Source organism: Spirochaeta cellobiosiphila DSM 17781 (assembly GCF_000426705.1).
Lineage (GTDB): Bacteria > Spirochaetota > Spirochaetia > DSM-17781 > DSM-17781 > Spirochaeta_E > Spirochaeta_E cellobiosiphila.
The window spans coordinates 1-12,207 of sequence record NZ_AUFW01000007.1 but is presented as its reverse complement, the minus strand read 5'-3'; the positions used below and the strand labels follow the sequence as shown (position 1 = coordinate 12,207).

The 12,207-nt window shown below is 41.3% G+C and carries 13 protein-coding genes and 1 riboswitch; all 13 genes read right to left on the bottom strand.

Annotated features, from left to right (window positions below):
* Window position 1 precedes the first annotated feature (1 nt).
* Window positions 2–1,177, bottom strand: coding sequence for a 3,4-dihydroxy-2-butanone-4-phosphate synthase (gene ribB / locus K345_RS0100065; RefSeq protein ID WP_028972431.1), 1,176 nt, complete (start codon window positions 1,175–1,177; stop codon window positions 2–4).
* 4 nt (window positions 1,178–1,181) lie between these two features.
* Complete coding sequence (locus K345_RS0100060) at window positions 1,182–1,796, bottom strand: riboflavin synthase (RefSeq protein WP_028972430.1); 615 nt, start codon at window positions 1,794–1,796, stop codon at window positions 1,182–1,184.
* A complete protein-coding gene (gene ribD / locus K345_RS19030) occupies window positions 1,781–2,860 on the bottom strand; it encodes a bifunctional diaminohydroxyphosphoribosylaminopyrimidine deaminase/5-amino-6-(5-phosphoribosylamino)uracil reductase RibD (RefSeq protein WP_053227923.1) in 1,080 nt (359 codons plus the stop codon). The genes K345_RS0100060 and ribD overlap by 16 nt, the downstream gene beginning before the upstream one ends.
* 96 nt (window positions 2,861–2,956) lie before the next feature.
* A riboswitch (FMN riboswitch) is annotated at window positions 2,957–3,102 on the bottom strand.
* A gap of 53 nt (window positions 3,103–3,155) precedes the next feature.
* The gene (locus K345_RS0100050) at window positions 3,156–4,121 is read right to left on the bottom strand and encodes an L-threonylcarbamoyladenylate synthase (RefSeq protein WP_028972429.1); all 966 of its coding nucleotides are present in this window, start codon (window positions 4,119–4,121) and stop codon (window positions 3,156–3,158) included.
* A complete protein-coding gene (purE, locus tag K345_RS0100045; protein WP_028972428.1) occupies window positions 4,118–4,636 on the bottom strand; it encodes a 5-(carboxyamino)imidazole ribonucleotide mutase in 519 nt (172 codons plus the stop codon). Before purE ends, K345_RS0100050 begins: the two co-directional genes overlap by 4 nt.
* Before the next feature lies 1 nt (window position 4,637).
* Entirely contained in the window at window positions 4,638–5,789 is a 1,152-nt protein-coding gene (locus K345_RS0100040; protein WP_028972427.1) for a 5-(carboxyamino)imidazole ribonucleotide synthase, read from the bottom strand.
* Window positions 5,790–5,831: 42 nt separating this feature from the next.
* Window positions 5,832–7,358 (bottom strand): B12-binding domain-containing radical SAM protein, encoded by a 1,527-nt coding sequence (locus K345_RS19025; RefSeq protein WP_053227922.1) that lies wholly within the window; start codon window positions 7,356–7,358, stop codon window positions 5,832–5,834.
* An 8-nt stretch (window positions 7,359–7,366) separates the two neighbouring features.
* Window positions 7,367–8,254: a hypothetical protein gene (locus tag K345_RS0100030; protein WP_028972426.1), complete on the bottom strand. Its 888-nt coding sequence runs from the start codon at window positions 8,252–8,254 to the stop codon at window positions 7,367–7,369.
* Between the two features lie 88 nt (window positions 8,255–8,342).
* On the bottom strand, window positions 8,343–9,224 hold the full coding sequence (locus K345_RS0100025) for a hypothetical protein (protein ID WP_028972425.1): 882 nt from the start codon (window positions 9,222–9,224) through the stop codon (window positions 8,343–8,345).
* A gap of 4 nt (window positions 9,225–9,228) precedes the next feature.
* A complete protein-coding gene (locus K345_RS0100020; RefSeq protein WP_028972424.1) occupies window positions 9,229–10,158 on the bottom strand; it encodes a hypothetical protein in 930 nt (309 codons plus the stop codon).
* 182 nt (window positions 10,159–10,340) lie between these two features.
* Window positions 10,341–10,865, bottom strand: a complete 525-nt coding sequence (locus K345_RS0100015) for a hypothetical protein (RefSeq protein WP_211227803.1) — start codon at window positions 10,863–10,865, stop codon at window positions 10,341–10,343.
* Window positions 10,798–11,640: a hypothetical protein gene (locus tag K345_RS0100010; protein WP_028972422.1), complete on the bottom strand. Its 843-nt coding sequence runs from the start codon at window positions 11,638–11,640 to the stop codon at window positions 10,798–10,800. The genes K345_RS0100015 and K345_RS0100010 overlap by 68 nt, the downstream gene beginning before the upstream one ends.
* Before the next feature lie 147 nt (window positions 11,641–11,787).
* On the bottom strand, window positions 11,788–12,207 hold a 420-nt coding region (locus K345_RS23270; protein WP_037570658.1), incomplete at its 5' end, for a hypothetical protein.

Here is a 12,207-nt window from a genome sequence, read left to right as displayed (position 1 = left end):
TTTATACTCCTTGCAGGTGATGATGGAATTTGATTTTCTTTGTTTTTAGGTAAGAACGATTAATATCGTTCGCTTCTATCTCCCAGGATAGTCTTTCAATTTGAAATCCCTGAGCGCGCATGTTCTCTACTTTGTCTGGATTATTTGTCAAAAGTTTAAAGGTTGATACCTTTTTGCTTCTTAGTATGCGTGCGGCATAATGATAGTCACGACTATCCGGAGCATGTCCGAGACTTTCATTGGCCTCATAAGTATCTTGTCCCTCCTGTTGGAGGGCATAAGCTTTTATCTTTTCTGCTAGTCCGATTCCCCGACCTTCCTGTCGCAGATACAGGAGCGCTCCCTTTGTTCTGCTGATGTGCTTTATTGATTGTTGGAGTTGTTCTCTACAGTCACAGTGGCGTGAGCCTAATACTTCTCCCGTTAAGCATTCTGAATGAATGCGTAGGTCAAAGCTTTCTTCCCAATCAATATGGGGAGAGTACAGGAGAAAAGGTGGTTCCTGTTCAGGATGTTCTGGAGGGTAGGTTTCCATCACCAATTCTCCCCATTCTGTCTGGAGCAAGGTGCGGGCTGTTCCTTTGACGAGATAGTCCTGGAGCTCATTCATCGAAAGGATTCCCAGGTGATGAGTCTTGGCGAAGTCTATGAGTTCCTGACCTCTAGCCATGTCTTCTCCCTTTCCCAGAATCTCACAGATGACCATTGCCGGTTGTTCCTGTGCTAATTCCGCCAGGGCCACAGCCCCTTCTGTGTGTCCCTGTCGTACCCATAATCCTCCCTTTTGAGCCCTTAGAGGAAAGACATGTCCCGGTGACACAAGGCTTTTCCTGTCAGGCTGGTCGGCTCCTAAAGCCTTAATGGCTTCCCATCTGTCATGAACGCTTATTCCTGTTCCTCCATTATTGGCATCAACTGATAGGGTGAAAGCTGTCTTATGTACACTTTCGTTATGGGTCACCATGGGAAGAAGTTGGAATTGATCTGCCCTTTCAGGACTTAAGGCTACACAGATTAAGCCCCTGGCCTCCCGTGTTAAGAAATCCACATGTTCTTTCTGTGCTTTATGAGCCAGAAAGAGAATATCTCCTTCATTTTCTCGGTTCTTGTCATCAGTTAGAATGATCATTTGACCATCCTTCAATAGGTCTATAGCTTGCTCTGTTGTTATTTTCATAGGATTAATACCCCCATAACTGTAATTTTTCTTTTGTAACACCACTGTGTTCTTTTGATTCCCGGCGAAGGAGTATATCTGTTTCTATATTGATATGATCACCAGGCCTTCTGGTATGGAAGAGGGTCCTCTTCCATGTCTCAGGGATGATCTGTACTTCCAGATAGTCATAACCTAAGGCACTGATCGTGAGACTTACTCCATCCAGGCAGATAGACCCTTCTGGTATCAGACCAAAGAGTTTCTGTGGTTTGGTAAATCGTAGGATATGTCCGAGTCCTGAAGAGGTTAGGGCCTGGAGTACGACTGTTGTCTCTACATGTCCCTGAACCAGATGTCCATCCAGATAATCAGACATCTTCAAGGCTCTTTCCAAGTTCACAGGAGAACCTGTTTTTAAACATCCCAGGTTTGTTTTCTCCAAGGTTGAAGCTAAAACCTCCACATGGATACTATGGTTGACCATTTTTACGACCGTCTGGCATACTCCGTTAACCGCCAGAGAACTTCCTACTGGTAGATCCTCTTCCAGATTTGTATGGATGCAGTAGCTAAAGGATTTACCTTTCCTCTGTATCTCCTCAACACGTCCCAAGTCCTGTATTATGCCTGTAAACATAGGGAATCCTTGTGTATCCAGTTCATAAGACAGTCCTGTCCCCAAAGCTCGGGAGGGTTCACCATCCAGGAGGATCGCAGATCTAGGGGAACATCCTCTTTGAGAAAGGGAGTCCCCTGTCCTAAAGTGAAAGGTGATTGAATAAGGGTCAGTTCATTCACTAAAGATTCCCTCCATAAGCTGGAAGCGAGCTTAGTACCCGCTTCCACGAGTAGACTAATGATACCTCTCTTTCCCAGGACATTAAGTAATCCAGAGAGATCTTCAGATTGGTGATAAAGGATATCAATACCGAGCTTCTCAAGAGGGGAATGATAAGCTCTTGGTTCTCTGGCTATAAGCAGTAGAGAGTGGGGCCTGACTTCTTGGAATACTTTAAGGGTAAGAGGGAGATCTTTGTGCCCTTCCAGGATGATCTTTAAGGGAGACGGCCCGTCTCCTGAACGATTATCGAGACAGGGATTATCCAGAATGACCGTGTTCCCTCCGACAAGAATAGCCTGGTGAGAGGCCCGGAGTTTGTGTATCCTCCTTAAAGCCTGATCACCGCTTAAGGCTGTCCTGGCTGGTGGACTTGTGGCAATGTAGCCTTCCAAGGTCACCGCTTGTTTAATATGGACCCAAGGGGTTTGCCTGTGACGATAATAATGATAGGCCCTATTCAGCAAAGACTCTTCCTTTGACATGAGCCCTACTTCGACTTCGATCCCCTGTTCCCGAAGAGATTTCACTCCCTGACCTGCCACCCTGGGATTCGGATCAAGGGAGGCAATGATCACTTTTTGAATTCCTTTTTGGATAATCAGCTTTGTACAGGAAGGGGTGAGTTTGCTATCATCCTCATAACTACAGGGCTCAAGGGTGACATAGAGATTACTTCCTCCAGGATCCTGAGTGGTATGGTTTAAGGCTTCTACTTCCGCATGGGCTTTGCCCCTTTGCGAATGATACCCTTCACCAATGATCTGTCCCTTTTTGACGAGGACAGCTCCTACATAGGGATTGGGCGCAGGATAACCTTTACGGGCTAAGGCCAGAGCCTTCTCCATAAATATCTGTGACATTTTAGTGAACTCCTTTGGACAGGAGTTTTCGGTGGGCATATACAGGATCATAGAGATGAGACCACCCCTATGGACCCAGGTATTCTATGTGTGTGTTGGATTTTTCTTCCATCCGGACTGTACCGTTGGCACTGGATTCTCACCAGTTCAGTCTTACCTGCCTTTGCAGGTTCGAGTCGCGGGCTATACCGCCATTCAGGAATTGCTGTTGCTTAACAGCTCACCTTGCCCCGAAAAATCAATTGTCCTTTAAATATCGATTAAAGGATAAACATCTTAGCTTTATTTGGTCAAGCTATTTCACACTAGCTTTGTAAAGCCGGTCCATAACAGCTCGACCTAGACCTTCTTCTGGAACCTTTTGGGCATAGATGGCTTTGATCTGCTTTTCATCTAATTCATGGAGGAGTATGAACAAACGGGAAGCGGCTTGAATGAAGTCTCCTGAATCAGATAAATAGTTTGTGTGACAGAAGTTAATGACAGAGTTAAGTTCATCTTTCCTAAAGCCCAGATAGGCTGATTCAGAAGCCAGTTCAGGAGGTACATCTTCTGGTCCATCAACAATATAAAGGGGGGTGCGAGGAGAATAATGCATCTTTAATTGTCCTGGAGAACTTGGTGTCACAACCTGCCTATCAAAGAGCTTAACACCTTCAAAAAGCTTAGATAACTCCTCAATAGAGAATCCACCAGGTCTGAGAATCACAGGTGTTTCCTGGGTTAAATCAAGGACTGTAGACTCAACACCTACACGGCAGGGACCTCCCTGGAGTATCATATCAATAGCCATGCCTAATTGGGATTCTACATGTTCTGCTGTTGTTGGACTTAGGTAGCCGAAGGGATTGGCACTAGGGGCTGCAATCGCTCCTGTAGAACGTCTAATCACTTCCAGAGCAATAGGATGATCGGGCATCCTGACTGCCATAGTATCCAGTCCCGAAGTAATGAGATCGGGAATGATCTGCTTGCGAGGAACGATAACTGTTAAAGAAGCTGGCCATATGCGGCTTAAGATATCTCTATATTTATCAGGGACAACACAGATCTCATCAAGCATATCCATATCTGCAATATGGGTAATGAGAGGATCAAAATGCGGACGTTTTTTGGCTTCGAATATTCTGGCGGCAGCCTGAGGATCTAAAGCATTACCTCCTAGTCCATACACAGTCTCTGTGGGTAGGGCAACCAGACCTCCTTCCTTAAGGATATTCGCTGCCTTATTGATATTGGCCTCTGTTGCTTCATAGATCATTTATTCATTCCTTCCAGATATTCCCTGAATCCCAGGTCTTCCACTTTGCGGGCTTTTGTTTCCACTTCTTCTTCCAGACTATCTTTATAAGCCTGGAGCTTATCCCTGAGAGAATGATCTTTGATTCCTAATATGGAAGCTGCCAAAATGCCTGCATTTTTCGCTCCATCAATGGCTACAGTTGCCACTGGAATACCACCGGGCATCTGTACTATAGACAGCAGAGAATCCAGACCTGATAATTTAGAGCTCTTCACAGGAACCCCGATAACAGGCAGTGAGGATAGGGCTGCTACCATCCCTGGTAGATGGGCTGCCCCCCCAGCTCCGGCAATAAGAACGTCAATCCCGCGGGAAGCCGCTTGCTGGGCGTAGTCAAACATGCGTTTAGCTGTTCGATGGGCAGATACGATGGTTAATTCATATTCAATTCCAAAATACTCCAGAATGAGAGCCGCTTCTTTCATCACAGGAAGATCAGAGTCACTTCCCATAATAATTCCTACTTGGACCATGTTATTCTCCTTTGTCCGATAAGATGGTGATTAATTGCTTTGCTGTTTGAGCCTTATTCATAGCTTCTTCCCTCGTTTTGCCCAAGGCTGTCAAATGTCCCATTTTCCGATGAGGTTTGGTTAGTTTTTTTCCATAGATATGAAGGAAGACACCGGGAATCTCAAGGGCTTTCTCATATCCTGATATTGCTGTAGGGCCTTCATAACCTTCAGCTCCTAATAGATTAATCATCACATTAGGCTGAATAAGTTCTGTAGAACCTAAGGGTAAGTTTAGTAAGGTTCTGATATATTGTTCATACTGGCTGGTAATACAGCCTTCTATCGTATAATGACCTGAGTTATGAGGGCGGGGCGCTATTTCGTTGATAAGAATCTTGTTGTCCCTGGTGAGGAACATTTCCACACCGAAGATTCCGACACCATTTAAGGCTTCCACTGATTGGATAGCAAGTTCCCGGGCTTCCCTCTGGAGCTGTTCATCCAGCTTTGAGGGGACGATGGTTGTATCACAGATATTTGTTTCAGGATTGAATTCCATCTCGACTAATGGATAAGCCTTGATTTCCCCTTTTTCATTACGGGCTACCATGACGGCTATTTCTTTCTGGAAGTCTACCCATTCTTCGAGAAAACTTTCTCCTTCCAACATTTGAGGAATATCTTCCGGTGATGTGATAACCATAACCCCTTTTCCGTCATAACCCCCTCTACAGGACTTTTGAACAACAGGGTAGCCATAGTGCTTTAATAATTCTTCACGATTATTCCCATCCAGCATATCCCAGGAGGATACAGGTAGCCCATGATCACGTAATACTTTCTTCTGTATGGATTTATCCTGAATGATTTGAAGAACTCCCGAGCTGGGGATGACCTTTTTTCCATCTTTTTCCAGTTCCGCCAGAGTATCCGCATCTACGTGCTCAATCTCGAAGGTGATAACATCACAAGCTTGGGCTAGTTCCTTGATTTTAGTCTTATCATAGAGACTTCCCACAATATAGTCATTGGCAATGTCACTGGCTGGTGAAGGATGTTCTGGTGTTAGGACAACAACAGGAATATCCATTCTTCTTGCTTCAAGAATGGTCATTCGACCCAGTTGTCCTCCCCCGATTATTCCGATTGTAGGATATCTATTCGCTTTCATCTATGTAAGCTAGCAGAAAGACTTTCAAAGCTCAAGACTTAACTATTTTAATGGAACAAAGAACATCAATTCCTCAGGATCCCCAATCCCCTGTTCCATCTGTTCCCAGAGAATTTGAGGATTATAGGTACATCCCTCGAGTAGGCTTTGGTCTTCCTCATCCAGATGATATAGAACATTGACCATGTCTTTAATGATAGGGAGTATCTCTTGACGTTGGGCCCTCTCTCCCAGATAGTCCAGTAAGTGAAAGATTTCCTGAAGAGGTCTACCATCAGGGATGAGAGAATAATCGAAGAAAACATCCCTATAGCCTAAATCAAATTCATCCAGGATAAAGTCCAGCCACATAACGGCCTTGCCCTGATTATAGAGCTGATTCACATTATGCATAATGCTCTCGGCCTTGGTTAAATCTTCCTTGTCAAATCCGTCCCGGTCCAGAATCAGATAGGGGGCTTCCTGAAGATAACGTAAGCCTAATTTACTAGCTGTATCAGACAAAGTGGTCCCAGGGAGAACCATGAGAGGAAAAACATCTATGTGATTCGGTTTACAATCCAGAACAAATTCCACACTATTCCAGAATCCTTCCAGAGTGTCTCCCGGAAGGCCATAGATCAGGTCGATTCCATAAACAACACCAGCCTCATTGAGTAAGCTCAGCTGATTCTGATACTGATCTGGATCAAAGGGACGCCCTATGTTTTTTGTGATGCTAGGATTGGCACTCTGGAGCCCGATTTGAAGGCTACAGTTGAATTGGCTGAATAACCAAGCTTGCTCCTCATCAAGGAACTCAGAGCGTACTTCGATGTTGTAATGGATGTCAGGAGCTTCTTCGATAAAGAGCTTCAGAATATCCTTTGCTCTTTGTGGTTTATAATTAAAGGTAGGATCCAGGATAAATAGTTCTCTAGTATTCCTCTCTTGGAGTTGTCTTAATTCTTCTCTTATCTTATCCAGGGACTTCCCTCGCAGCTTCCCATTCCCTTTAGATTCAAAACAAAAATGGCATTTAAAGGGACAGCCTCTGGTCAACTCCCAAACCATATCTTCATAAGGATGTTCTGATAAGGCTGATAGGGTAAAGGGAGAAGGCAGTGTATCCAGATTTTCCACCAGATAGGATCCCTTGTGTTCTGCGTATTTACTTAATACTTGAGCCTTATCATCTGAATTGTCCAAGTCTTTGATGACTTGGGCAATGATCGCTTCCCCCTCCCCAGGTAGGGCGAGGTCTATATAAGACTTCTGAGCATATCCTATCGGATCGGCGGTGATCTCTGGGCCTCCCGCCAAGATCAGGACCTGAGGATACTGGGCTTTGATCCATTCTCCTAACTGGCTCAATCCGGGAACACTCCAGATATAAATGGTCAGACAAATGACATCAGGAATGGCTTGGGCAAAGAGGGAAGGATAATCCTCTAGCCCAAAGTCAGGACCTATTTCCTCGATATCAAGAAGAACTTCAGGTAGTTCCTGTTCAATGGTGGAGGCCAGAGAGGCCGAGGCTAGGGGGAAGGTACGACTTCCTGTATGCTGATTGATGAATAATAGGCGCATATAGGGAGCTATTCTACTCGTTTAGAGGCGGAATAGGAAGTAACGTCAAACTTACCATTCCCATATTGAGCTCCGTCCATGATGACTACGATGACTGAACTGATGTCGTCAAGGGAATATCCTTGAGCGAATTTGATATCCTTTTCCATTAAGAGTACTTGATTAAGTCTTCCATCGGTGTAGAAATCCTGTCCGTAGTTGAGTTTGCCAAATATTAATTGATTAGCATTCCTAAAGTCTAAAGTTAATCCTACATAGTCTTCTTCTTCTGAATAGAAGACTAAATATCCATCATGAGCTATTTTGCTGTTAATCGTAAAACTTACTGAAATATCATTATCTGTTTTATAGGCTTCTATAGAGGATGCTGTTGGTAACATGGTCGCATATTGAGGAGACTTTCCTAATTCCGAGTCAATGGTAATGTAGTTATATTCTCCTACATTCTTTGAACCAGGTGCAGGAATAGCGAAGTCAATACTTGAAGTACTTCCATCTTTTCTTGTGAAAGTGAACTGATAAGTCTTTGTTCGAATCGTGTCACCAGTCCTTTTTCCATAAAAGGAGTTTGACATGTTCCGGTCCAATATGAGCACTAGCCCGTTATCACTGATGTGCATATCTTCCTTAGTGAACAACTCCCAGAGACTGTCTCCATCACTAATATCTAAATAGTCCAGGGATTCATAATCCCCAGTGAAGCCAAATGACCAATTAACTTGAAGGCTATTATATTCTCTAGGAGTATCCCAAAAGTTCTTATCATAGTGTTTAATAACCCATCCCACATCTGTAACCGTGAATGACTTATCTAATTGATCAGGCTGGGCCGTCTTGCACCCAATAAGTATTGTTATTAGCAGGACTGAGTTTATTAAAACAGTAGATATTTTCATTTTTATTTCCTTATTACAGGGATGAAGGATGTTTCTGAACCAGTATCATAGTTAGCTTCATCAGGATACACTTATCCATCATTTTCTATTATTCTACTTGTACCGTAGCGGAATAGGATTTGCAATCATACCTGGAATCTCTATATTGTTTTCCATCCATAAGAATAACAACTACTTCGGCTATATCTTCAAAAGATTTACCAGGGGTGAAATCAATATCTTTTTTTCTGAGACTTACTGAGTTCGCTGTCCCATCTGTATTAAAAGTGCGGCCCCTGTTGAGTGTTTCCCGAACTAATTGGTCATTTGTTCTAAAATCATAAGATGAACCGATATATTCTCCTTTCTTATTATAGAAAGCAACATAACCGTTATAGGCTATATTACTATCAATAGTAAAATCTACATGTATTCCCTTCTCTGATTGATGGGCTGTAATCTTCGATGCTGTTTGTAACATGGGAGCAAAATTAGGTAACTCTGCTAACTGAGGATCAATAGTGATGAAATCATATCCCCCTGTTTCTAATGATCCTGGAGCGGGTAAATCAAAATCAATCGTTGCGGTAGTTCCATTATTTCTTGTGAAAGTAAAACGATAAGTTTTGGTTCTGAATGTGTCTTTCGTTCCTTTACCATAGTAGGTATTACTTACTTTTGTTGTCAAATCTATGATGTGAGTTGAACTATATTCCAAATCATCCCTTGTATAGTTCCAAGCCCGTTCCCCATCGCTTATTTCGAGAGTTGATAGGGTAGAATAATAATCCCCAGTATAAGTGAAAGCCCATTCTATCTTCAGTGAATTATGGTCATCAGGTTCATTCCAAAAGTTTTTATCATAATGATGAAGAACCCAACCTACCTGTGTAGGAGTGAATTGGTCATCCTGAAGGGGGGGCTCATTACTAGCACAATTAGTTAAGATAAGTATTAATAGAATTGTTGCGAATACTAATATCTTCTTCATTCTTTTATTCTACTGCTATAGCGGCTGAAAAGGATTTACAATCACTACTGGAATTCTGATACTGATTACCATCGGTAAGAACGATGACTACTTTTTCAATATTATCCATGGTATACCCGGATTCAAGGATTATATCATCTGAATGTAATTCCAGATTGTTAAGAGAACCGTCTTTCCTGAAGTCCTGACTTGAGTTTAAGTCTTCGGACATTGATTGGTTCTTATTACGAAAATCATAGCTTATGCCAACATAATTTCTCATATCATCATAACAGATTACATATCCATTATAAACTATTTCACTATCAATAGTAAAATCTATTAGAATTTTGTCCTCTTCTCTACGGGCTTTTATATTCTCTGCTGTAGAAAGCATAGGGGCATAGCTGGGTTCTGCCGCTAATGATGGGGCAATTGTAATATACTCGTAGTCCCCAGCATTATGTTCACCTGGTGCGGGAATATTAAAGCTTATCATAGATAGGCTTCCATCATTTCTGGAAAAGACAAACTGATAATTCTTGGTTCGAAGTGTGTCTCCTGTGCCCATCCCTAAAAAATTATTAATGAGTTTAGTATCCAAATATAGAACAGTTCCACCAGCATCAGTATGCATTATGTCCTTGGAAAAAGGTCCCCATCGGTCCTCTCCTGTTATGATTACCATATTGGCTAGGGATTCAAAGTCCCCTGTATAGGCAAAACTCCATATTACTTCGAGGGAATTATACTCCTCAGGATCTATCCAAAAATCTTTATCGTAATGGTTAAGGACCCAACCAACTTTTTCTACTGTAAAGGGATTATCCAGAGGGGCTGGTTCAACATATTTTAATGCAAGAGGCGCTTTCATTTGGGCTGTATCCGTAGAAGCACAGCTATTTAAAATCATTAATAGTAGTACAGTGGTGACTGATGTTATGATTTTATTCATTTGATTAACCTTCCTTAAATTAAACTTCACAAGAGTATATCACTTTTTATTGATTCATCAAATCAAAGGGCTTACTAGGTTTTCTTTTTTTGCTTATTGATTTCCAATGGTTTTCAATGAGCAAACAGACCATCTGCTTATTGAAAATCAAATGTTTCCAATAAGCAAAATGGTTAAATGAGTCAGTAGTTTGTTACTAATTCAATACCTATTACAGGAGTACGAGCTGACTCAGATCTGGCGTCAAAAGAGTCCTCGAAATACTGCTTACCATCTGTTAAGGCTACACAGATGAATTTTACCTGAGAGTTCTTAGTATTTTTAGAGAGATCTCCTTCCTTTATAACAAAGGTATTGCTTGTCCCTTCTGTATAAAACTCTGTTCCCTCATTCAATGAAAAGGGAATATTTCCTTCATCATCTTTGAAATGATCCGATATTCCTAAGTATTTTTTATTCTCATCATAGACCCATATGTATCCATTATTGATGATTGGACTATCGCAGGAGAAACTTACTATAAGGTCTCCCGTGTTCGTTATATACTCAGCATCAATATTTTCTGCCAGGGGTATCATTGGTGCATAACCAGGATCCCTTTGATCCTGATCTATGGTGATAAAATCGTAATCATTGTTATTAATGTGATGTTTGTATCGTATAATATCTGCTTGTTGCTTTAGCATCATAGTGATTAGGTTGTTCATATTGATAGCCATCTACCAGATTTATGGTTATGTAAGCTGCCCTATCAAGGATCGGCGCATAGGGATACTTAAAATAGTTCAATTTTCCTTCTATGTTGAAGGGAGCCTTAAGTCCAATACTGGCTAATTCTTTTTTATCCTTGTCATAGATGATAACAAATCCGTTTCTCACCAGAGGGCTGTTTATGGTGAACCTTAGGTTGAAAGTCTGTTCTTGTGTATCCTTTTTAACCGTAACCTCTTCCGGCATAGCTAGCATGGGAGCATAATCTGGGTTATTGAGTAATTGTTTCTCTGTGGTAACAAATTGATAATGATTAGATGATGTTGAACCAGGTATGGGCATGTGGAATATTTTTCTATAGAAGCTGCCGTTAGAAAAATAAAAGGTGAGAATATAGTCTCCTACCCTTAGGGTATCTCCTTGCTTATTTCCCTCTTTCTTTGACATGAAACGTTTATTAAAAATAAAACCGTCTTTCTTTGTTGTCCAAATGATATCATCCTTTGTCATTGTCCATTGGGATACCCCATCGCTTACTTCAACCGATTCCAAATCTTCGTAGGATCCTGAGGTGAGAAAGCTCCACTTAATATAAATTGTGTCTGAGTCTAGGGGGGGATCAAAGAAGTCAGCTTCATAGCTTTCTAGAACCCAACCTACCTCTTTTATTATCAAATCAGAGGCTTCTGGAGGCTGTATACTGTCTGTGTTTGTACTTTGACAAGATAATAAGAATAGGGGGATGCTTAGGCTTAACAGTAAATATCTCATAGTACCAATTATAACCTTTAATTCTGGTTCCTCCAATATTCTGTTATAATGTCTTGATACAATAGGATTTTAAGCGTTCTAATTGATTCTGCTTTTGCTTATTGAAAAAAGTTCCCAATAAGCAAAAGATTGATGAATGCCAATAGATTAATGAGTGACTTTTGTTCTAGCAGAATTTGACTGGGCATCATAGTAATTATTATTGTATTGAGCACCATCTATGAGAAAAACAACAAAGTATTCAATATCACTAAAGGAATAAGTATTATCCAAATAGGTAATGTTTTCATTATTAATGATTAGTTGATTTATCTGCCCATCTGTATAGAATTGAGAACCATTGTTTAGTTCTTTACTTATATTGTTATTATCATCTCTAAAATAGTAATACATACCTACATACTCTTTATCTTTATCATAGAAATTAACCCATCCATCATATATAAGATTACTATTGGCAGAAAACGTAATTGTGTAACTAGTCCCATTCTGTTTAGCAGAAAGATTTTTTGCTGTTGGTATCATAGGCGCATAACCAGTAGTATTAAAAAGTGCAGGATCTATTGT

What these genes read in the sequence shown, in the direction of transcription:
- ribB (WP_028972431.1), bottom strand. Translation starts at nt 1,177, where the DNA reads ATGAAAATAACAACAGAGCAAGCTATAGACCTATTGAAGGATGGTCAA.
- K345_RS0100060 (WP_028972430.1), bottom strand. Translation starts at nt 1,796, where the DNA reads ATGTTTACAGGCATAATACAGGACTTGGGACGTGTTGAGGAGATACAG.
- ribD (WP_053227923.1), bottom strand. Translation starts at nt 2,860, where the DNA reads ATGTCACAGATATTTATGGAGAAGGCTCTGGCCTTAGCCCGTAAAGGT.
- K345_RS0100050 (WP_028972429.1), bottom strand. Translation starts at nt 4,121, where the DNA reads ATGATCTATGAAGCAACAGAGGCCAATATCAATAAGGCAGCGAATATC.
- purE (WP_028972428.1), bottom strand. Translation starts at nt 4,636, where the DNA reads ATGGTCCAAGTAGGAATTATTATGGGAAGTGACTCTGATCTTCCTGTG.
- K345_RS0100040 (WP_028972427.1), bottom strand. Translation starts at nt 5,789, where the DNA reads ATGAAAGCGAATAGATATCCTACAATCGGAATAATCGGGGGAGGACAA.
- K345_RS19025 (WP_053227922.1), bottom strand. Translation starts at nt 7,358, where the DNA reads ATGCGCCTATTATTCATCAATCAGCATACAGGAAGTCGTACCTTCCCC.
- K345_RS0100030 (WP_028972426.1), bottom strand. Translation starts at nt 8,254, where the DNA reads ATGAAAATATCTACTGTTTTAATAAACTCAGTCCTGCTAATAACAATA.
- K345_RS0100025 (WP_028972425.1), bottom strand. Translation starts at nt 9,224, where the DNA reads ATGAAGAAGATATTAGTATTCGCAACAATTCTATTAATACTTATCTTA.
- K345_RS0100020 (WP_028972424.1), bottom strand. Translation starts at nt 10,158, where the DNA reads ATGAATAAAATCATAACATCAGTCACCACTGTACTACTATTAATGATT.
- K345_RS0100015 (WP_211227803.1), bottom strand. Translation starts at nt 10,865, where the DNA reads ATGAACAACCTAATCACTATGATGCTAAAGCAACAAGCAGATATTATA.
- K345_RS0100010 (WP_028972422.1), bottom strand. Translation starts at nt 11,640, where the DNA reads ATGAGATATTTACTGTTAAGCCTAAGCATCCCCCTATTCTTATTATCT.